Genomic DNA, 19,872 nt, shown 5'->3' on the forward strand with positions numbered 1-19,872 from the left:
CCGAATATCGTTGTCCGCATTATGAAATTTTTCGTTGCCTTATTATGCCTATAATAATTGGAATAGCTGTCCCAATTAATAATATCGGTAAAAATAATTTTCCAAAACCGCCGCTCCAATCTAGCGCTATTGAAATTGTTTCAAATTGGATGAAAGCAAAAATAAGTAAACAGACATTTTTTAATTGATTAAGCATTTTTCTGCTGTTTAAATAAAACTGCTTCGCATTTGATTCATTAAATCTTTTTGGGTAGTTATGAACTTCTGGAAACTTTTCTAAAGTCTGCATGAGAAGGAGTATGAATGCTCCTATTCCTGGTAGAAGTAAAAGCTCCCACTTTGATCCCCAACGATCTACAGCCCCATATGCGTTATAATGTGCGGGTACTTCCTCAGGTAATCTTCCCCAAATGATAATCAAAAAAATGATGGATCCAAAGAACAATGAATATCCAATAATATCTCCACCCCATTCACTTTTTGTTTTTGGGATTTTTATTTTAGGTCTTTCCCATGAATTTACTATATTTTTCCGCTCCCTTCCTATAAGAACTAGAGTAATACAGTTCCTGGATTGCCAGTTTATAATTTGAATCTATTATCCAAATTATCTCAAATTTATAGTATTTTCACAATTAATTATTTTTGAATAACATGACTCATGTGTTTTAAACAGCTGTAAGATCTTTGGATAGTAGCTGTTCGTAAAAGAAAAAATTCGACTTAAGAGTTGATTAATGAGAAAATACAAGTTGTAAATAACGTACTAGTTGAGGAGAGCATAATGAAATATAAAGTTATATTATTCGACGTAGACGATACATTATTAGATTTCCCTGAAACGGAAAAATACGCATTACATAATGCGTTTGTACAGTTCGGTATGCCTACAGGGTATACTGATTATCTTGCAAGTTATAAAGAGATTAGTAATGGATTATGGAGAGATTTAGAAAATAAAATGATTACGCTAAGTGAATTAGCCGTAGAGCGATTTAGACAATTATTTGCACTTCATAATATAGACGTAGATGCGCAGCAATTTAGTGATGTATATCTTAAAAACTTAGGAAAAGAGGTACACCTTATAGAAGGTGCAGTGCAATTATGTGAAAATCTACAAGATTGCAAGTTAGGTATTATTACGAATGGATATACGAAGGTGCAACAATCTAGAATTGGAAATTCGCCTTTATGTAATTTCTTTGATCATATTATTATTTCAGAAGAGGTTGGTCATCAAAAACCAGCACGTGAGATTTTTGATTATGCGTTTGAAAAGTTTGGGATTACTGATAAATCAAGTGTACTAATAGTTGGAGATTCGTTAACTTCTGATATGAAAGGCGGAGAAGATTACGGCATTGATACGTGTTGGTATAATCCGAGTTTGAAAGAGAATAAGACGAGTGTTAATCCGACTTATGAAGTGGAGAGTCTGCTACAAATTTTAGAAATTGTAGAAATGGCGGAAGAAAAGGTAGCTTCATTTTAATTGTGCTGATATTTGTCGAAAAATCGATGATATAAGTTCATATACTAAGATATAGAACAAAAAATAACGCTACTATACAAGGTCATTCACGTGTTATAATGCGTGAATTAAATATACGTATATAAATAGTTTCTCAGAGTGATGCGATGTCATGTATGATTAGTGTAACAACTAGAGGTGAATAAAGGATGTTAACGTTTTTATTTGAGTTAGACAAGAATCTCCCGCAGAAGGATGAGTCACGGTATGATGCTTATTCAAAGGGTTTTATCGAAGGAGATGTAACGATTTGCGCGAGTGACAGCGTATTTTTTCAAAAATCATGTATAAAGGTTGCAGAGCTGGGCATTTATTTAGGTCAGTGGATGGAACAAGTTCAACATGGGCAGAACGTGCCTATGAAATATGAAACGGCTAACCGTGAAGAGGTAATTCTTGGTTTCTTCTATGAAGAGGATCATAATCAATGGAATGTTTCTTCCAGCTGGCAAGAATTTGAACTGCAAGAGCGTATAGCTACTACAACATTAATAGAGAGTGTTCAACGCTATTTGTATGAGCTAAATAAAGAACTGCGCATGATAGAATATCCTGTGACATTTGATCAGTACTTAAGAGGAGAGCGAATGATGCAGCTCTCTTACAAACGACCGTGTGACAGCAAAGCAGATACGACGCCGATAGAGGTTTATAATGGAAGCGAGCAAGTAGGCGTAGTACGGGGCTATTATAAAAATACGTTGATGAGAGTGCTGGATTTTATTCCGAAAATTGGTAGTAATATTATTTATGAAATAAAAGATATTAAGGACAATATTCGCGTCATTGCAAAGGATGTAAGTAGGCAGCGTCAAAGAAGAATTTTAGTAACATATAAAGATAATCATGATGCAGAGCATGAAATACTTGTATGTGACGGAAAGTTATTGGATGCAAATTTCTTATTTACCTTTACATATAAGAAAGAAGAATATGTTGTTCATAAAACTTCATTTGGAATGGGAAAGTTATTACGAAAAGGCTATGTAATCGCAGATTGGAATATTCGTCTTGAGGAAGATATGTATTACATTGAGATGAATGTATATGATGAAGATTACATGCAGGATCAATACTTACTATTAGACATATTTCATGCGGTTTTATATGGATAATCAATGAGAAATACCGTCATTCGTCTTGGAAAGAATGACGGTATTTTTTATGTGATTCTTGTGACTGGATGCCTTTAATCAATCCTCAAAAATAAAAACCTCATCAATCGTACTATGAAGTGCCCTCGCAATATCGTGAGCAAGCTGCAAGGAAGGATTATATTTTCCTTTTTCGAGATGGCTAATTGTTTCACGTCGCACACCAACGCTCTTCGCTAAATCTTCTTGTGTCATGTTCAATTTGGCCCGGTATTCTTTTATTTTCGTTACGAACGCCATGGTGCATCTTCCATTTCATCAACAGGTTTATCATAAAAGAACATAGAAAAACCGAATGTAAGAATGAGTGTGGCGAAAATAAGAGCGATATCAATTTCTTGTAGCGTCGGGTTTAGAAATAACATTTCAATAAATATAATGATTGCAGTAGTTAGTAACGTAACGATAAATGCATTGCGGCACGATTTATTGACAATTTGTTCAAACAGTTCATCGTGTTGAACTGTTCTATATGAGGTGAAAAAGGAGAAGAAACAGAACATAGTAAACAATCCTTTTTCATAAAAAAAGCCAAGAAAACCGAAGAAACCAAGAAATCCTAAATATTTTATCCAAGTTGTTTTCATGATAGTTCCTCCTTATTATGTTATAAATATATCACGTATGGATAGGAATGGTAATAATAGTTTTCCAGTTTGCTTCATAATAATAGTAAAAAGAGGAAATATACTGCGAAATAAAGAGGATAATATTGTAAAATGGTTGTAAGGAGGGGGAGGAAGGTATGCTAAATTGGATTATGATCGTTGTATTACTTGTAGTGATTACTGTAGTCGCGACGGTGTTAATTGGGCGAAAGGGTGATGCAAATTATAGTAAATCTACAAAGGGGAATATTAGAAGACTTACGATGATTTATATTATACTAGCTGTCGTTTTAATCGTTGGGTTAGGTCTGTATATTTATTTTAAAGGTTAAAAACTGAAAAATACAAAAATCTAAAAATATAAGTATGCTATAATATCAATATAGTTATTTGGTAATTAAGGAAAGGATTGGATGGAATGATTGAAATTACGAATGTGTCAAAAAGTTATAATGGTTCTACCTATGCAGTAAAAGATTTAAGTTTATCTGTGCCTAGCGGCGAAATCTTTGGATTTTTAGGACCGAATGGTGCCGGTAAATCAACGACAATTAAGATGATTACTGGTATCCATGGGGTGGACAAAGGAACGATTACGATTAATGGTATAGATATTATGAAAAATCCGATGGAAGCGAAAAGGACGTTTGGTTATGTCCCAGATAGTCCAGATATGTTTTTACGATTAAAGGGAATTGAATATTTAAACTTTATGGCAGATATGTATGAAGTGCCGAAAGAAGTACGCCAAGAACGAATTGAGTCCTTAGCGAAGAAATTTGATCTTTATAATGCTTTATCAGATCAAATTCAAAGTTACTCGCACGGTATGAGACAAAAGATTGTTATTATTGGTGTGCTCGTGCATGAGCCAGATGTATGGATTTTAGATGAACCGTTAACGGGGCTGGATCCGAAATCTGCATATATTTTAAAAGAAATGATGAGAGAACATGCGGATAAAGGAAAGATTGTATTCTTCTCTACACACGTATTAGAAGTGGCAGAAAAATTATGTGACCGCGTCGCGATTATTAATAAGGGGAATTTGCAGTTCAAAGGGAATTTAGATGAAATGAGAGATCATTTTAAATCCAATGAATCACTTGAAAAAATGTTCTTGGAGATGACGGGCAATGAGTAAAATTTGGACGTTAACGAAAGTATTATTGAAATTAAATTATGCAGATTTTATAACAGATAAGAAGAAGCGATGGGCGTATGTATTTTCATTTGCAGCTATTTTATTTGTCGGCTTTTTACTGTTTGGTTCTATCACGCATGCAATGTATGAGGGAATGATACATTTAGGGCAAGATCCAGGAATGATTATCGCAATGGGACTTGCGATTGCGAGTATATGGGTATTTTTAATGAGTATAACGAACATTTTAACTGTATTTTACTACAGCAATGACATTGAAATGTTACTTCCGTTACCATTAAAACCAGCGCAAATTATTTCGGCAAAATTTTTAACGGTATTAATTACACAATACGTAATGAGTTCATTTATTTTATTACCAATCTTCATTACATACGGTTTAAAAAGTGGCGCATTTATTACATATTACATATATATGATTTTTATTTACTTACTCTTCCCAATCGTGCCGTTAGTATTAGCTTCGTTACTGATGACAATTATTATGAGGTATACAAATATAGCGAAAAATAAAGATCGAGGAAATATATTTATTGGAATCGTAAGTATATTATTTATTGTAGGAATTAACGTATTTATGCAGTGGAGAAATAAAAGTGCGTTTTCTGGAGACGGGGCTGCGGAATATCTTGTAAATAATCAATCTTCTCTTTTAGTACAAATGACAAATTATTTTCCAACTACATATTTTGGAGCAGTGGCATTAGTAGAAAATGCAAATTGGAAGGGACCTTTATATGTAATAATCTTTGCAGTTATTTCATTTGTCTTCTTTGTGTTGTTTTATTACATTGCAGAGCGTACATATTTAAAAGGGGTTATTGGACTTTCAACGAGTACAGCAAAGAAACAAGTTATTTCCGCGGAAGGTTTACAGAAATCAACAGTACAAAGTTCGCATTTAAAAGCGTATGTGAAAAAAGAATTTAAAACGTTATTCCGTACACCACAATTTTTCTTAAATTGCATTGTACAAACTTTCGTTATGCCAATTATGTTGTTCTTTATTTTATTTGTGCAAGATGGAAATTTAAAGTTTATTACAGAGTATATTAACAATCCAGAGACAACGGGATTTGCAATTGGTGTTGGCCTTTGTGCATCGTTATTTTTAATGGGTAGTAACGTCATTGCAACAACGTCATTTTCGCGAGATGGAAGCTCTTGGTTTGTGAATCGTTATTTACCAGTAAAGGCTTCGGATATCTTTTTTGCGAAAGCAATCACTGCTTGGTTAATTAATGTAATTATTTTAGCAGTATTCGGTATTACGATGGCAGTTGTAGCGGGAATTTCTCCAGTATTTATGGTTCTTTGGTTCTTATTAAGTGCGAACGGTTTATTGTTAATTAATTTAATCGGAACACGCTGGGACGCACAAACTGCAGATATTCATTGGGATACAGAGCAGAAATTATTTAAAAGTCGATATACAACTTTGTGGAATTTTTTAGTTAATATTTTAATAGCTTTAATTATTGTGGGGGGAGTAAGTGTATTATACTTCTTCCTTCATGTCGGACTGTGGGTTATGTTTATCGTTTTATTTGTAATGTTTACGATTGTAAATTATATTTTTATTAAAATGTTAAAATTAGGTGCTGAACGTATACTGTCAAATATTCAATAAGAAGATAGATCCTCTGTATTCATGCAGGGGATCTGTGTATAGATGGAGGAGAAAAAGGTGAAGAAAATAGCAATTGTAACAGGGGCAACTCGTCTGAATGGAATTGGTGCAGCTGTATGCAAGGTGCTTGCTCAAAAGGGGATAGACATTTTTTTCACGTACTGGCCAAAGTATGATAAAGCGATGCCATGGGGAATGAGTGATCAAGAACCCTTTTTGCTGAAAGAGGAAATTGAAAGTTACGATGTTCGATGTGAAATGGCAGAAATCAATTTATCGCAGTCTTATTCGCCAAATCGTTTGTTTTATATGGTATCAGAACGGTTAGGTGATCCATCTATTCTAGTTAATAATGCAGTATATTCTATTCATACGAGAATTGAGGAATTAGATGTAGAGCAGTTGGATAAACATTATACAGTTAATGTTCGGGCTACTATGTTATTAAGCTCATTGTTTATAAAACATTATTCACTTAAAACGGGCGGGAGTATTATTAATCTTACTTCAGGACAGTCAGTAGGTCCAATGCCAGATGAACTAGCATATGCAGCAACGAAAGGGGCAATTGAAGCATTTACAAAGTCAGTAGCACCAGTTGCGATGGAGAAGGGGATTACAGTGAATGCTGTAGATCCAGGACCGACGAATACAGGATGGATTACAGAGGAGCTGAAGCATCATTTAGTATGGAAGTTCCCGCAAGGTAGAGTTGGAGAAACAATGGATGCTGCGCGCTTAATTTCTTTTTTAGTAAGTGAAGAAGCGAAATGGGTTACTGGGCAAGTCATTCACTCGAATGGTGGTTATTCATAAAAATATTATGTTAACAAATGTTGAGAAACAAAAAACGAAAGAAAATTTTATTTTTTTGTATAAATAAAATGTCAAGAAAGATAAAAATTTGATAGAAGAGTATATCGTCATATGAAGATAGTAATTCTTAATGTGACAATATACTCTTTTTCTTTTGTTAGAGAGAAGAAAAATGAAGTAGAAGAAACTCGAATATTCGAATTGATTTATCAGTTTTTGTACGTATTATTATGAAGATTACTGTCGGAAAGATGGTAATTCGTATGAAAAGGGATTTTTTAAGGGGGAATCGAATCGTAAAGGGGAGGATAAATAAAGTAAACATAGGGGGATTTATATGAAAATGAAAAAGGTCGCTATCGCATCGATAACAATTGGTACAATGCTTACTATGGCAGCTTGTAGTCCATCAGCAGATAAAGAGGCAGAAAAGAAAGAGCAAGTAACAGCGCAAAATGAAGGAGAAGCAAAAACGACAAGTGCAGATGAAGCGTCCAAAACAACGAAAGATACTGAAAAAGAAACAAATACTTCTTCAAATGAAAAAACAGATAAAGATGCAAAAAATACGAAAGAATCATCAGGAACAGAAAGTAACGGTAAAACATCAACTCAAAATGAGAATGTGAAAACAAAAGAAAAAGAAACGACAGGAAAAACGAATGACCAAACGACTAGCGGGAAAACAGCAGATCAAAGCACAAGTACAAGCTCAAACACAAACACAAACAATAACGAAAAGACAACGAAAGATCCGAAGAAAAGTGTTGCTGTGAAAACGAACGTTAAAGAAGTTGTGGCATTAATTGATAGCTTGGATAAGCAGTTAGCTGCTAATCCAAAATTGGAAACAGTGAATAAGCTTGGCAAACAAATTAATGAAAAGTGGGACGTGATTGAAAAAGAGCTAGAAGCATCACATCCGACGGATTCTAAAACAATCGGTCAAAGCATGTATCCGTTAATTGTAGGAGCGGAGAAAGAAAAAATCGATATTAATAAAATGAAATCATTAACGACGAAAACGAAAAAAGATTTAAATCAGTTATTGACGAAACTTTCATAGTTTCAAAAGCCTACTCGTGTGAGTAGGCCTTTTTTAGGTTGTTGTAATGTGCACAGTATAACTTATTTATTTTCATTTTCAATTACGATGCGAAAGGAACTGAATGCTTGTTGACTGATATAATCTTCTTCGCTAACTTTAAAAGGAAATGGAAAAGCAACGAGTTGAAAATTACTTTCCTGATCCACTGAAGGCAATGTGAAATTAAAGATTTGTCTTGTTTCAGGTGCAACCTTAGTATAAACGACTTTTCTATTGTTAAATATTTCAACTTGTTTCCAATCTTTAAAAGCCACGATTGCGTAAGTCATTTCATCATTTGTTTCATTACCGCTTGATAAAATTAATTGCTTGCCTTCCTTTTCAAAGAAGACAGTTTGTAAGTTCTCTTCACGGTTCGTAACAAATAATGGTTCGTAAAGACCATCTTTTAAAATAGCATCTGGATCTATAAGGGAGAATTTTATTTTTTCGTTTTCTTTCTGAAGAGGATGCATTGAATATCGCATACTTAGAATATCTTCTAAAATAGCTGCTTTATTTAAGTTATTATCTTTTAATTTGTATTCAGGTTTTTTAATTATTAAAAAGGTTAATTCATTTGCATTAGGAGAGGTGTGTAAAGAGATTTTCGTAGTAATTGAACTGTTTGGTTTCATATCAAAAAAATAGTGTGATATTTCATTAGTAGTATCTTCTATTTTAAAAGGTTTTTGTACGTAATCTTCTAGAACAATTAATCCATATTTTCGGTTTTCATTAATAGTATGTACGAATGATAATGTTACATTAACTCTATTATCCTCACTAGTAATGGTACTACCATTGTTAATATGTTGACCTTGATTATCCTTCAATCCGTAAGAAATAGTATTGGTTTGTTGCTCTCGTTTATTTTCTATGGAAGGTGGATGAGGTTGTATGATTGAAGTATTGAACAAAATATAAATTGTAAGTAATGAAATAAGTAAAACACCGCTAATAATATATATTTGTTTCATAAATAGCACCTCAATATATGTAAAATATTAGAGAAAAAAGATATGCAAGATGCATATCTTTTTTCTCTTTCTTACCAGAAAGCTTTTGTTTCGTGATTCACATCATTATAACCACTTAATTTATAGGTATGATTACCGATAGCGTAATCATCTCCATAATAAATGCTTGTGTTGGTCGCTGTAGCACTTACAAAGGATGATTTTTTTGCACTATTACTTTTCGTATTTACTAATGAGCCATCGCCATTGAAAGTTCTTGCTTTTGCATAAACATAGTCTTCGGTCGTAGTTGATTTCGATTTCGCAACTGCATATGGGTTACCAAAAAAGGGAGTATATACGCTAATGTTAGAGTCATTCTTAGGTGCAGCTGCAACAGTCAAACTAGGAACAATAGATGTTTTTGTTGATTGAATTGTATCAAAGTCAACTAAAATGGGCTGCTTGTCTACAGTATTGACCTCTGAAGCACTTGCGTTATTAGTAAAACCAAAACCTAAAACCGCTAACCCTAAAGTTGTCACCGATAAAGATTTTTTCATATTCACTAATTTTCCCACCTTTTAAAATTTTTGAGTTCGAACTCAATTCATACAATATATGAAAATTTCGAAACTCTCAATGTTTTATCCCATACTTAACTTTTCTTTTATTTTCAATTCAACATATCTTCATTTGGAAAAAAGCGAATATATCTTCTAATGCTTAGCCAGCAAGGAATACAGGTTTAACCTTATGAATTTCGTGTAAATTTAAATCTATTCATGTCATAATCTCTGTTATTTTTAAGTTCATATGGGAAACGTATTAAAAAAAGGATGGTGACAAAAATGACAATTGATCGAATTTGTACAATTGGACCCGCAAGTAATAATAAAGAAACGTTAGCACAGTTAATAAAGAATGGTATGAAAATTGTTCGACTAAATTTATCGCATGGCACGCATGAAAGTCATAAAGACATCATTCGTTTAGTGAAATCATTAGATGACTCTATTAAATTTTTGGGTGATGTACAAGGTCCTAAAATAAGATTAGGTGAAGTGAAGGGAGAGCAAATTACACTTCAGGCAGGAGATCCTTTTATTTTACATACACAACTAGTTACAGGGAGTAATATAGAAGCAAGCGTTGATTATGAAGGAATTGCGAATGATGTGAAAGTAGACAGTAGAATTTTGATTAATGATGGAGAAGTTGAATTAATTGTTGAAAAGATAAGTACGGACAAAATAGAAACAAAGGTCAAAACAGGTGGCAATATCTCATCCCATAAAGGAGTTAATTTACCAGGTGCGGCTGTTAGTTTACCAGCTATTACAGAGAAAGATAAAAAAGATATTCAGTTTCTTTTAGAAGAGAATGTTGATTTTATCGCGTGTTCTTTCGTAAGAAAACCTAGTCATATAAAAGAAATACGAGATTTTATACAACAGTATAAAGAAACGTCACCTAATGTAATTGCAAAAATAGAAACGATGGAAGCAATCGAGAATTTTCAAGATATATGTAAAGAAGCAGATGGAATTATGATTGCAAGGGGCGATTTAGGAGTAGAGTTACCGTATCAATGCATTCCGCTTTTACAGAAAATGATGATTCAGGAATGTAATCGAACGAATACATATGTCATTACAGCAACACAAATGCTTCAATCTATGGTAGATCATTCTATTCCAACAAGGGCAGAGGTGACTGATGTGTTTCAAGCTGTACTGGACGGGACGAATGCAGTTATGCTTTCAGCTGAAAGTGCATCAGGAGAGCATCCAATCGAAAGTGTGAGAACATTACGTCTCGTTTCAGAATTTGCGGAGCATGTTAAAAAAGGTGGACCTTTTGCGATGAAAGATGTACTGCAATTACTGCGTGAGTCTCTGGATGAGTAATAAATAAAAAGAGGGCGGATATGCATCCGCTCTCGTGTTTTTCATTCATACTATTCTTGCTCTTGCTCATCCAAAATCTTTTCAAACGCAGCAGATACTTTATCAAACTCTTCATCATTTTCAATGTATGAAAACTCATTATCTTCTTCTACTTTTAAAAAGAAAATATCAATGTCTTCCTCAGTTTCTGTTTGGATATCTTCAACAAAGGCAACTGCAATATACTCTGCGCCTTCGACATCCATCACTCCAAGTACTTCTACTTCTTGCTCTTCGTTATTCTCATCACTAAGAGTAAACACTTCGCCAACTTCAATATCAGACATATTCATTCTCCTCCTGTTCGACTCTAAAAATAGAGCGCTCAAACTGTATACATACTAATATATCTTTCCATGAAAAACCAAATTCATACATAAGAAAAACGACTGATAGTTCTTTAGTATAAGTATCCAGCTATTAGGAGCATTATTTGTCTGTGCTATATTACTTAATCCATTCAACAATTGTATCCATAGTCTGTCTTGTTTTATCACGCTTTGGCTCTTCTTTACGGTAACCAAAGGCAACCATAACTGATACTTCAAGATTATCGCCTTGTATAATGCCTTCTTGACGAAGTAAAGTATCTACTTCCTCTTTATCAAATCCTTCTATTGGACAAGAATCAATACCGATTTGAGCTGCGCTCGTCATCATATTACCTAAAGCAATATAAGTTTGTTTAGATGCCCAATCAAATACAGCACGATCGGATTGTAATAAGTTAAAATCTGATTCCTGGAACTTTTTGAAGAATTCATATCTAATTTTTTGAGTGTCTTCAGGCAATCCAATAATATCGTTCATCATATATTTAATATACTCTGCATCATAGTGCATATCTTTAATGTTTCTTGAAAGAACAATGACGAAGTGGCTTGCTGTTGCAAGTTGCCCACCAGCGCCCCATGAATATGGTTGTAGTTTTTCTCTTAATTCTTTATTTTGTACGACAATAAATTTCCAAGGTTCATATCCAAAAGAAGAAGGAGATAATCTGCCTGTTTCTAAAATGAATTTAAAATCCTCTTCTGAAATTTTGTGCATAGGATCGAACTCTTTACATGCATGTCTGAAATGAAAAGCCTCCATAATCTTTTCTTTTGTAATTTCGTTTGTATTTGTCATAAAAGTTCCTCTTTTCATAAATTTATTTTTGTAAGTAAATTATATTTTTAAAGTAACATAGATACAAGTACGCACATTTATGTTGTATAGTATCAAAAAAGATACTATTGATAAGGGAAGGGATTTATTATGGATTGTCCAAACGAAAATAATATAAATTACCCATTTTTAAACAAATATTCTTGTCCAGTTGAAGCGATGGTTGAGGTTATTGGTGGAAAATGGAAAGGTGTTATTTTGTATCATTTATTAGATGGGAAAAAGAGGTTTAATGAATTAAAAAGATTAAAACCTAATATCACACAAAGAATGTTAACACTTCAGCTTAGAGAACTTGAAGCAGATGGCATCATACATCGCGAAGTATACCGTGAAGTGCCGCCAAAAGTAGAATATTCATTAACTGAGCTTGGGGAATCTCTTCGTCCAGTAATTCTATTAATGATGGAATGGGCAACCCATAATATGGAGAAAGTCTTGGAGAGTAGGAATACGAAAAATAATAATTAAGAGTTGAAATTGGTATAGACGAGATATGTGAAATAGTTGTAGAAATAAAAGGTGTTTTCCATATGTGAAGACACCTTTTATTTTCATGTTTTTTACTTTTTAACATCAACTGCTGAAATTGCGAAGTCATTCAAGTTTACAGTTTTGCCATACCAATCAGCGTGTTTAAAAACAACACCTTTTCCATATCCTTCAGTTGAAGTATGTTCCCATAGCGTTGTTGAATAGCTAGCAGTAGGGGATGCTGTACTTATGGAAGAAATTCTATTTTGCCAACTAGGAGGCAAATTTTTAAAACCGCTGCTATGAGAAAAATACTCGCCACCTTTATTTGCATGTTCATAGAAGTCTGTACTATTAGGTCCGCTCCCGCCAACCCCAAGGGGAGTAATTGTATTATTCAATCTTTGTTTATCTTTTTCAATAAAAGACTTTAAACTTTCTTTGCTCGAAAATCCATAAGATAACCAGTCTCCATTTTGATTTTGTTTCGGTAGTACTAACGTTATTTTTATGTCTTCCTTTAATGGCGCACTCAATTTGTTAAACGAATCTACAGTCTTTTCATCTACAGTTACATATTCAAAAGAGGTAATCGAATAATCCTTTTCGGTACTAGCTGATACTAATCCCACTCCTCCAGTTAACGATGAAACAGTTAATAATGCACCTGCTATCAACTTTTTAAGCATGGATTCATCTCCTTAAAACTTAGATTTTTTTCATAACTAAAATGTATGTTAATTTGAATGTATTATAAATATTTAGAAATTTATAAAGATTAAACAGAATATTCTTTTATTAGCCTGGAGTAAGGAAAGTAATTAAAAATGAAAAAAGGTTTACTTAAAAAGTAAATCCTTTTTGCTGACCTATTTCAAAACTCTATGGATTAAAGTTTCATTTTATCCATCTATGAATCATAAACTTCTTTTGCATTCGTAGAAGCAGCATCTAATAAAAGTAAAATGGCTGCTATCATATGTAGAACGAGGTCTATATAAGGGAAAAAGGCAACTAGAGTAACGATAATACCGATATAATGAGGGCACGTATTCATGTCTTCTTTTTTAGCTAATAAAAAAGTAGTGATATGTAAAGCAATCAATAGTAGTAAAAGTATCCCATCTAAGTTAACAAGTTCCTGAAATAAATAATAACAAGGAAGTAATAAAAGATGAGAGATCCCTGTGGTCCACTTTAGTGCTTGTATGTAGACTTTCAAAATAAATCCTCCTAAAATAATTAATATCTGTATATCACCAAAAATAATAGGTAATTGGATATTATATATTTTTAGTTTTAAGTAGCTTGTAATTATTTTATGTAAACTAATTATTGATTATCTATAAAATAGGAAAGCCACCCAAACGAGGGTGGTTTGTATTATAAATAACTACTTAAAGAAGAAAGGGAGACCTTCACTTCACTACCTTCTTTCATATTTCTTAGCATAACGGTTTCTGTACTAAGTTCTTCTTCACCAATAATAAGCACATAAGGGATATTCTCTTTATTGGCATAATTAAGGGCACGTTTTAATTTGCGTCCTGCTAGTTCTAGTTCGATTTTTAACGAAGTAGTGGTGCGTAATTGCTGGGCAATTTGTAAGCATAGTAACTCTGTCCCGAGTGGGATGATAAATAGATCCGCTGTAGATGGGGTTGTTTCTTTCTGCGATAGTGCTGTATAAATAACGTCTAAACCGAATGAAATACCGACTGTTGGATAGTTCATATTATCACCACGGAATGCTCCGATAATGTTGTCGTAACGGCCGCCGCTACCGATGCTGGATGTAATCGATCCATCTTTTAAAAAGATTTCATATACGGTGCCAGTATACATTGTGAGTCCTCTTGCTAAAAACGGATTGAATATCGTATTTTCATTTATTCTGAGAGCGATTAAATATTGCTGTAATTGTTGTAATTCGTTTACTCCATCGGCAACGAGTTGGTTATTGAAAGCTTCTTTAAAGTCGGCAATTGAAAGTTTTAGACAAGATAATACGGTATTACATATCGTATCAGCCATTTCTTCAGAAATTCCGCGTTCTAATACATCTTTTCGTACACCATCAATCCCAATCTTTTCGATTTTATCTAATGATAAAATGACGTCACTCGTTAACTCAGTAGGGATGTTAATGAACTCGAGAATACCGTTTAACAATTTTCGGTTATTATATTGGATCGTTACTTCTAAGTTTAATGTTCGGAACAGCTCAAACGCCATGCTCATGAGTTCCGCTTCAGCCATGACTGATTCTACACCGACTATATCAACGTCGCATTGTATAAATTCACGAAATCTTCCTTGTTTAATAGGGCCATCTCGAAATACTTTCCCAATTTCATACCGTTTAAAAGGGAGGCGAATATTCGGATTCATCGCCACGACTTTTGCGAATGGAATTGTCAAATCGTATCGTAAGGCAAGGTCACGTTTTCCTTGATCTTGAAGTGTATATATTTCTTTTAATATTTCATCGCCACCACCGTACTTGTAAGACATAAGCTCATACATATTTAACGTTGGTGTCTCTAACGGCTTGCATCCGTATCGTTCAAACGTATCTTCACAAGCCCTTTTAATTTTATTTCGCAGCACTTGCTCCTCTGGTAAATAGTCTTTCGTTCCTTTTACATTTCTCATTTCCATCATAATCACTCCTTTTTAAATTAAAAAAAGCTATGTGAGTATAAAAATACCCACATAGCTTTATGAACGCTTCGTGGGTCAACAGGAAAAGCCCTGTACCCACGAAGAAAAATTTTTCTTCGGATACACGGCGTTACGTTTGATGATGAAGTTGGAAAGAAGTATTAAGATTTCGCATTGCAAATCTCTCCTTAACGTAAGTTTTTCCAAATTATATCAGATGATTTTTGAATTATCAATATTTTTAGTTTTGAAATATACGTGAAGTTATGTAGGAGAAATGGAAAAGGGTGTATAATAAAACTTAATAATATGAAATAACCTTTTAAGGAGAACGTTATGAAAAAAGATAAAACAAATGCGATGCGAATATTAGATAAAGAGAAAATTGAATATTCGATGATGTCATATGATCCAGATGATGGGAAAATTGATGGCGTATCAGTAGCCGAGAAAATTGGAAGAGAAGTGAAAGAAGTATATAAAACGTTAATCGCTCAAGGGAATAGTAAAAATTATCATGTGTTTATCATCCCGGTAGATGAGGAACTAAATTTAAAAGCTGCGGCAAAATCAGTAAGTGAAAAAAAGATTGAAATGATTCCTGTTAAAGATATTACGAAAGTGTCAGGGTATATTCGCGGTGGTTGTTCGCCAGTCGGAATGAAAAAGCTATTTTCTACATGTATCGATGAAAGCGCCCAATCACTTGAAACGATGATAGTAAGCGGCGGGAAAATCGGTATACAAATTGAGCTTAAAGTTGATGACTTGGTGAAAGTGACGAGAGCGCAGTTTGGTGAGATAACGAAATAAATAGTGAGACTTGAAGGGATATAGAATCCTTTTACAAATGGGAATGAAAAAAGGGATGTGTGAGACACATTCTTTTTTTATTTGTAGAGAAAAGAATTCATATTAGCATCGGATTTTTAATTTCTATATTAAATTTTATATATTTGAGCACAGTTTTCTTTAAATGCTTTTGAACAAATTATCAAATATGTATTATTGCATAAATAAATTACAATTTATAAGTTAATATTAAACTACTTTTAAATTGTAAAGAATATTTTAATAATCTTTATAAGAGAAGGATATTCCTTGTAAAAAGTGAAATTGTTTGGAATGTGAATAAACAAAAAGTTTAGAAGTGATACAGACTGGATAGAGTCTTGTATTAAATAAACAGAAAAGGGGTATGGGTTTCTAAAAGGTTTCGGGGGTTAGAAAGCGCTTTTTAGTTAATAGCTTCAAATTATATTTTAAAGGGGAATGGGTATATGAAGTTTCGAAATACAAAGATTGCTATGATTACACTATCTTCATTTTTTATTTTAGGTTCTGCATCTCTATCATTCACAGATACTATACACGGTGAAGTAGCTCCTGCATCAGCACAAGAGATTATTGTAAAAAGTTATGACGATACATATTATAATAACGCAATAGGAAAAACGGGCTTAGAATTAAAGAAGGAACTGCATAATATTATTGATAATCATACAAAGTTATCATACAGTGCGGTTTGGGAAGCACTAAGAGATACTGATGAAGATCCAAATAATAAAAATAATGTGATACTCTTATATACTGGTCGTTCGCAAGGGAAGCTTACGAATGGATCAGGAGTAAATAACTGGAACCGTGAGCATGTTTGGGCAAAATCTCACGGTGACTTTGGAACGACTGCAGGACCTGGAACAGATCTACATCATTTAAGAGCGACGGATGTATCTGTAAATAGTTCACGTGGAAATCTGGATTTTGATAACGGTGGTGTAAATCATTCTGAAGCGACAGAATGTAAATATGATAGTGATTCTTGGGAACCTCGTGATAGTGTAAAAGGAGATATTGCTAGAATGCTGTTTTATATGGCTGTTCGTTACGAGGGGGACAACGGCGAAATAGATTTAGAACTAAATGAAAAAGTGAATAACAATAAAGATGCATACATGGGGAAACTATCTGTTTTATTAAAATGGAATGAACAAGACCCGGTCGATGATTTAGAGCGAAAGCGTAATGAAGTGATTTTTACAAAATATCAACATAACCGCAATCCTTTTATTGATCATCCTGAATGGGTAAATAAAATTTGGAACTAAGATTTTTAAAGGTATTATATTTTGATAAAAGGGATTGATCATTATGATCAATCCCTTCTTATATGTTTACTAGAATAAATGATTTTTATAGGATTGAAGAGGAGAATAGGATAGATATTTTATCAAGTTAAGTATATATGGGTATTTTAGTACGGTCCCCACTCAATATTCACCCCAACAATAAGAAAAACAAGTCCAATGATAAACCAAATGAATGCAAGTGGAGCCATGAATCGAATCCATTTGCCGTAAGAAATGCCGCTTGCTGCGAGAACGCCCATTAAAACACCGGAAGTTGGATTTAAGCAGTTGACTACACCTTCTCCAAGCATAACAGCCTGTACTGTAACTTGGCGTGTAATGTGCATGAAATCAGCTAATGGAGCTAATATCGGAATAAAAATAACCGATTCTCCTGTCCCGGATGAAATAAGGAAATGTAATGCGGCACTACTCACATACATGCCGATAACACCAAATACAGGGCTTTGTCCTTCGAGAGCTTGTGCGAGTTGGTTAACAATTGTATCAAGCAATTTTCCTTGTTCTAAAATGACTGAAATACAACGAGCCATTCCAACGATTAAAGCACCGTATATGAGATTTTGGCAACCTGCTAGAAAAGTAGAAGCGATATCGTTTGCTTTCATACCACCTATTATTCCCGCTGTAATTGCTATGAAAATAAAAGTAGCAGTCATTTCTGCGTCCGTCCAATGTAGACGAAAAGCGCCTATTAAAAATGCAATTAATGATAAAGCTGAAACGAGTAAAATTAATTTATGACGTATCGTCCAAGGAACTTCTTTTTTCTCTGTTTCTTTTTCGCTTGAAAGAGCGTTACTTGGAAACCAGTTAACGCCAAGAATGCTTCCTTTATTCGATTTTTTCAAGCGCTTTACATACCAATTTATATAAAGGATAGTGGCAAGTAAAAAAGATATATAGATTGCGGTGCGTAAACCAATTCCGGAAAACATCGGAAGTTCTGCAATCTTTTGTGAAATGCCTAAAGGTGAGGGAGATAAAATAGTAGCATTAAAGCCAGCATAAGTACCTAAATATATAATTGCTACACCGACGATAGCGTCCCATTTTAATGTGCGTGCAACGATGATGCCGATGGGGATAAAACCGATAACTGAATTAACGATAATGCCAGTCGTTCCAAGAATAGAAAAAAGTGCGGCAACTATACAAATGAAAAGTAATTGCTGATTACGAAATTTGTTAATAACATGATAGATTAAACCGTCAAGGGCACCTGTTTTTTCAAGAATTGCAATAGCCCCGCCCGTAAATAAAATTAGAAAGATAATAGGAGCAGCAAGTGTCATTCCTTTTTCAATAGCGGTAAAAAAAGAGACAAATCCTACAGGTGATTGCGGAACAGAATGGTAGCTACCTGGTATTGTTGTTGTAACGGTCCCGTTTGTAACCCTTTTAAATTCTCCAGCAGGAACGAAATACGTAGCAATGGCGCAAAGTAAAGCAATAAAAAATAGTAGTACGTACGCATCGGGCATTTTAAACTTTTGTTTACTAGATTGTTTTTTTGTCTCAGTTTGTATTTGCATAAAATCCCTCCTTCTTCACTTGGTTAATTTTTAATATTCTGAATTTAATCCGTGAAATAGATTATAATAAAGGTAGCTTCTTAAGGCAATAGTTTTTGTATCCTTTCCCGTACATACAAATTATTGCAATATTAGACAGGGAAACGAAAATAAGCCCAGAATATGTTATGTAGAAAGAAAAAGGAAAAGAGGGAACAAGATGTGGAAAACTACAGATCTATGTGATGAATTTGAAAAGGAATTACAAATATGTCGCCAGTCTTTTCGGTCTTTTGGGAAGAAAGAACAATTCCACGGAAAAATTGCAACTGTAAAAGTGAAAGATGATAATGTACTAGTGAAGGAAGGATTGCAAACATTACCAGAAGGAACAGTATTAGTTGTTGATGGCGGAGCGTCTACTAATTGTGCGTTACTTGGTGATAATTTGGCAGCTATTGCTGAAGAAAGAAAGCTAGCAGGAATTATTGTGAATGGGTATGTTCGTGATTCTAGTGAACTAAAGAATATTAATATTGGTATTTTAGCGTTAGGGACAATGCCAAATAGAAGTGTGAAAGAAGGAAAAGGAGAACGAAATATTTCATTGCATTTTGGACAAGTGGATTGGAATCCAAATGAATATGTTTATGCGGATGAAGATGGCGTCATTATTAGTGAAAAGAGTTTACATAGTTAAGAGTTAATAAGTTATTATTCTTAGAAAATAAATCCGATAAAGCATGGACAAAATTCTTTGTCAATAGTAAAATAATACAGAAATTTAAAATTTACAGAATGTATAGGTTTATCGTTTTACGATAACTTAAATGGAAGTAAGTTGTGCCGAGAAAAGTGAATGTTATCACAATGATACGTTCATAAACAAAATTATTTTTCCTATACAAATATAGCCGCGAATAATGCGGGTAGGAGGTGTTGTACATTTTTGTTCGACACTTACAAAAAGAGAGTGTCAATCGCACGCCCTTGAAGGG

Annotated in this window: 23 protein-coding genes; 12 read left to right on the forward strand and 11 right to left on the reverse strand. The window is 33.7% G+C overall.

Annotated features, from left to right (window positions below; translation table 11 throughout):
* Positions 1–19: 19 nt before the first annotated feature.
* Positions 20–445, reverse strand: coding sequence for a DUF1648 domain-containing protein (locus tag ACTFRH_RS12300; RefSeq protein ID WP_000464975.1), 426 nt, complete (start codon positions 443–445; stop codon positions 20–22).
* 339 nt (positions 446–784) lie between these two features.
* Here ACTFRH_RS12300 and ACTFRH_RS12305 point away from each other — a divergent pair, with 339 nt between their 5' ends.
* Both ACTFRH_RS12305 and ACTFRH_RS12310 read left to right on the forward strand, forming a co-directional pair.
* Positions 785–1,495 (forward strand): YjjG family noncanonical pyrimidine nucleotidase, encoded by a 711-nt coding sequence (locus ACTFRH_RS12305; RefSeq protein WP_000875902.1) that lies wholly within the window; start codon positions 785–787, stop codon positions 1,493–1,495.
* Between the two features lie 188 nt (positions 1,496–1,683).
* Positions 1,684–2,649, forward strand: coding sequence for a tubby C-terminal domain-like protein (locus ACTFRH_RS12310; protein WP_000955114.1), 966 nt, complete (start codon positions 1,684–1,686; stop codon positions 2,647–2,649).
* A gap of 78 nt (positions 2,650–2,727) precedes the next feature.
* On the opposite strand, the gene ACTFRH_RS12315 is transcribed toward ACTFRH_RS12310, so the two are convergent.
* Together ACTFRH_RS12315 and ACTFRH_RS12320 are read right to left on the reverse strand one after the other, a co-directional pair.
* Complete coding sequence (locus ACTFRH_RS12315; RefSeq protein ID WP_000896304.1) at positions 2,728–2,928, reverse strand: helix-turn-helix transcriptional regulator; 201 nt, start codon at positions 2,926–2,928, stop codon at positions 2,728–2,730.
* Complete coding sequence (locus ACTFRH_RS12320) at positions 2,916–3,275, reverse strand: DUF3796 domain-containing protein (protein WP_000859206.1); 360 nt, start codon at positions 3,273–3,275, stop codon at positions 2,916–2,918. Before ACTFRH_RS12320 ends, ACTFRH_RS12315 begins: the two co-directional genes overlap by 13 nt.
* A gap of 158 nt (positions 3,276–3,433) precedes the next feature.
* Here ACTFRH_RS12320 and ACTFRH_RS12325 point away from each other — a divergent pair, with 158 nt between their 5' ends.
* The 5 genes from ACTFRH_RS12325 (at position 3,434) to ACTFRH_RS12345 (ending at position 7,973) form a co-directional block, all read left to right on the forward strand.
* Positions 3,434–3,628 (forward strand): hypothetical protein, encoded by a 195-nt coding sequence (locus ACTFRH_RS12325; RefSeq protein ID WP_000935864.1) that lies wholly within the window; start codon positions 3,434–3,436, stop codon positions 3,626–3,628.
* Between the two features lie 86 nt (positions 3,629–3,714).
* Complete coding sequence (locus tag ACTFRH_RS12330; protein WP_000570195.1) at positions 3,715–4,440, forward strand: ABC transporter ATP-binding protein; 726 nt, start codon at positions 3,715–3,717, stop codon at positions 4,438–4,440.
* Positions 4,433–6,091 (forward strand): putative ABC transporter permease subunit, encoded by a 1,659-nt coding sequence (locus ACTFRH_RS12335; RefSeq protein WP_000036868.1) that lies wholly within the window; start codon positions 4,433–4,435, stop codon positions 6,089–6,091. Before ACTFRH_RS12330 ends, ACTFRH_RS12335 begins: the two co-directional genes overlap by 8 nt.
* 57 nt (positions 6,092–6,148) lie before the next feature.
* Positions 6,149–6,907: an SDR family oxidoreductase gene (locus ACTFRH_RS12340; RefSeq protein ID WP_002164101.1), complete on the forward strand. Its 759-nt coding sequence runs from the start codon at positions 6,149–6,151 to the stop codon at positions 6,905–6,907.
* A gap of 337 nt (positions 6,908–7,244) precedes the next feature.
* Complete coding sequence (locus tag ACTFRH_RS12345) at positions 7,245–7,973, forward strand: hypothetical protein (RefSeq protein WP_000782526.1); 729 nt, start codon at positions 7,245–7,247, stop codon at positions 7,971–7,973.
* Positions 7,974–8,035: 62 nt separating this feature from the next.
* On the opposite strand, the gene ACTFRH_RS12350 is transcribed toward ACTFRH_RS12345, so the two are convergent.
* Together ACTFRH_RS12350 and ACTFRH_RS12355 are read right to left on the reverse strand one after the other, a co-directional pair.
* Positions 8,036–8,974 carry a hypothetical protein gene (locus tag ACTFRH_RS12350; protein WP_000810172.1) on the reverse strand — a complete coding sequence of 313 codons (939 nt, stop codon included), beginning with the start codon at positions 8,972–8,974 and terminating at the stop codon, positions 8,036–8,038.
* Between the two features lie 71 nt (positions 8,975–9,045).
* The gene (locus tag ACTFRH_RS12355) at positions 9,046–9,522 is read right to left on the reverse strand and encodes a hypothetical protein (RefSeq protein ID WP_001056363.1); all 477 of its coding nucleotides are present in this window, start codon (positions 9,520–9,522) and stop codon (positions 9,046–9,048) included.
* Between the two features lie 282 nt (positions 9,523–9,804).
* Here ACTFRH_RS12355 and ACTFRH_RS12360 point away from each other — a divergent pair, with 282 nt between their 5' ends.
* Entirely contained in the window at positions 9,805–10,863 is a 1,059-nt protein-coding gene (locus ACTFRH_RS12360) for a pyruvate kinase (RefSeq protein WP_000151073.1), read from the forward strand.
* A gap of 50 nt (positions 10,864–10,913) precedes the next feature.
* Here ACTFRH_RS12360 and ACTFRH_RS12365 read toward each other — a convergent pair whose 3' ends face one another.
* The gene (locus ACTFRH_RS12365) at positions 10,914–11,195 is read right to left on the reverse strand and encodes a DUF1292 domain-containing protein (protein WP_003301955.1); all 282 of its coding nucleotides are present in this window, start codon (positions 11,193–11,195) and stop codon (positions 10,914–10,916) included.
* 154 nt (positions 11,196–11,349) lie between these two features.
* Complete coding sequence (locus ACTFRH_RS12370; protein WP_000185710.1) at positions 11,350–12,033, reverse strand: NAD(P)H-dependent oxidoreductase; 684 nt, start codon at positions 12,031–12,033, stop codon at positions 11,350–11,352.
* Positions 12,034–12,162: 129 nt separating this feature from the next.
* On the opposite strand from ACTFRH_RS12370, the gene ACTFRH_RS12375 reads away from it, so the two are divergent.
* Complete coding sequence (locus tag ACTFRH_RS12375) at positions 12,163–12,543, forward strand: winged helix-turn-helix transcriptional regulator (RefSeq protein ID WP_000340573.1); 381 nt, start codon at positions 12,163–12,165, stop codon at positions 12,541–12,543.
* Positions 12,544–12,635: 92 nt separating this feature from the next.
* On the opposite strand, the gene ACTFRH_RS12380 is transcribed toward ACTFRH_RS12375, so the two are convergent.
* The 3 genes from ACTFRH_RS12380 to ACTFRH_RS12390 all read right to left on the reverse strand — a co-directional run bounded on the left by ACTFRH_RS12380 (position 12,636) and on the right by ACTFRH_RS12390 (position 15,207).
* A complete protein-coding gene (locus tag ACTFRH_RS12380; protein ID WP_000914247.1) occupies positions 12,636–13,235 on the reverse strand; it encodes a hypothetical protein in 600 nt (199 codons plus the stop codon).
* Positions 13,236–13,456: 221 nt separating this feature from the next.
* Positions 13,457–13,768, reverse strand: a complete 312-nt coding sequence (locus ACTFRH_RS12385) for a hypothetical protein (RefSeq protein WP_000870308.1) — start codon at positions 13,766–13,768, stop codon at positions 13,457–13,459.
* A gap of 161 nt (positions 13,769–13,929) precedes the next feature.
* Positions 13,930–15,207, reverse strand: a complete 1,278-nt coding sequence (locus tag ACTFRH_RS12390) for a histidine--tRNA ligase (protein ID WP_000425983.1) — start codon at positions 15,205–15,207, stop codon at positions 13,930–13,932.
* A gap of 339 nt (positions 15,208–15,546) precedes the next feature.
* Here ACTFRH_RS12390 and ybaK point away from each other — a divergent pair, with 339 nt between their 5' ends.
* On the forward strand, positions 15,547–16,023 hold the full coding sequence (ybaK, locus tag ACTFRH_RS12395) for a Cys-tRNA(Pro) deacylase (protein ID WP_000710851.1): 477 nt from the start codon (positions 15,547–15,549) through the stop codon (positions 16,021–16,023).
* Positions 16,024–16,490: 467 nt separating this feature from the next.
* Entirely contained in the window at positions 16,491–17,318 is an 828-nt protein-coding gene (locus ACTFRH_RS12400; RefSeq protein WP_000672179.1) for an endonuclease I family protein, read from the forward strand.
* A 146-nt stretch (positions 17,319–17,464) separates the two neighbouring features.
* On the opposite strand, the gene ACTFRH_RS12405 is transcribed toward ACTFRH_RS12400, so the two are convergent.
* The gene (locus ACTFRH_RS12405; protein WP_001166985.1) at positions 17,465–18,895 is read right to left on the reverse strand and encodes a YfcC family protein; all 1,431 of its coding nucleotides are present in this window, start codon (positions 18,893–18,895) and stop codon (positions 17,465–17,467) included.
* Positions 18,896–19,094: 199 nt separating this feature from the next.
* On the opposite strand from ACTFRH_RS12405, the gene rraA reads away from it, so the two are divergent.
* The gene (rraA, locus tag ACTFRH_RS12410; RefSeq protein WP_000266038.1) at positions 19,095–19,574 is read left to right on the forward strand and encodes a ribonuclease E activity regulator RraA; all 480 of its coding nucleotides are present in this window, start codon (positions 19,095–19,097) and stop codon (positions 19,572–19,574) included.
* Positions 19,575–19,872 lie beyond the last annotated feature (298 nt).

It is taken from the genome of Bacillus cereus group sp. MYBK216-1 (assembly GCF_051916495.1).
Classification (GTDB): Bacteria; Bacillota; Bacilli; order Bacillales; family Bacillaceae_G; genus Bacillus_A; species Bacillus_A thuringiensis_K.

Coding starts and splice junctions, on each gene's coding strand:
- ACTFRH_RS12305 (WP_000875902.1), top strand. CDS start 785: ATGAAATATAAAGTTATATTATTCGACGTAGACGATACATTATTAGAT.
- ACTFRH_RS12310 (WP_000955114.1), top strand. CDS start 1,684: ATGTTAACGTTTTTATTTGAGTTAGACAAGAATCTCCCGCAGAAGGAT.
- ACTFRH_RS12315 (WP_000896304.1), bottom strand. CDS start 2,928: ATGGCGTTCGTAACGAAAATAAAAGAATACCGGGCCAAATTGAACATG.
- ACTFRH_RS12320 (WP_000859206.1), bottom strand. CDS start 3,275: ATGAAAACAACTTGGATAAAATATTTAGGATTTCTTGGTTTCTTCGGT.
- ACTFRH_RS12325 (WP_000935864.1), top strand. CDS start 3,434: ATGCTAAATTGGATTATGATCGTTGTATTACTTGTAGTGATTACTGTA.
- ACTFRH_RS12330 (WP_000570195.1), top strand. CDS start 3,715: ATGATTGAAATTACGAATGTGTCAAAAAGTTATAATGGTTCTACCTAT.
- ACTFRH_RS12335 (WP_000036868.1), top strand. CDS start 4,433: ATGAGTAAAATTTGGACGTTAACGAAAGTATTATTGAAATTAAATTAT.
- ACTFRH_RS12345 (WP_000782526.1), top strand. CDS start 7,245: ATGAAAATGAAAAAGGTCGCTATCGCATCGATAACAATTGGTACAATG.
- ACTFRH_RS12350 (WP_000810172.1), bottom strand. CDS start 8,974: ATGAAACAAATATATATTATTAGCGGTGTTTTACTTATTTCATTACTT.
- ACTFRH_RS12360 (WP_000151073.1), top strand. CDS start 9,805: ATGACAATTGATCGAATTTGTACAATTGGACCCGCAAGTAATAATAAA.
- ACTFRH_RS12365 (WP_003301955.1), bottom strand. CDS start 11,195: ATGAATATGTCTGATATTGAAGTTGGCGAAGTGTTTACTCTTAGTGAT.
- ACTFRH_RS12370 (WP_000185710.1), bottom strand. CDS start 12,033: ATGACAAATACAAACGAAATTACAAAAGAAAAGATTATGGAGGCTTTT.
- ACTFRH_RS12375 (WP_000340573.1), top strand. CDS start 12,163: ATGGATTGTCCAAACGAAAATAATATAAATTACCCATTTTTAAACAAA.
- ACTFRH_RS12380 (WP_000914247.1), bottom strand. CDS start 13,235: ATGCTTAAAAAGTTGATAGCAGGTGCATTATTAACTGTTTCATCGTTA.
- ACTFRH_RS12390 (WP_000425983.1), bottom strand. CDS start 15,207: ATGGAAATGAGAAATGTAAAAGGAACGAAAGACTATTTACCAGAGGAG.
- ybaK (WP_000710851.1), top strand. CDS start 15,547: ATGAAAAAAGATAAAACAAATGCGATGCGAATATTAGATAAAGAGAAA.
- ACTFRH_RS12400 (WP_000672179.1), top strand. CDS start 16,491: ATGAAGTTTCGAAATACAAAGATTGCTATGATTACACTATCTTCATTT.
- ACTFRH_RS12405 (WP_001166985.1), bottom strand. CDS start 18,895: ATGCAAATACAAACTGAGACAAAAAAACAATCTAGTAAACAAAAGTTT.
- rraA (WP_000266038.1), top strand. CDS start 19,095: ATGTGGAAAACTACAGATCTATGTGATGAATTTGAAAAGGAATTACAA.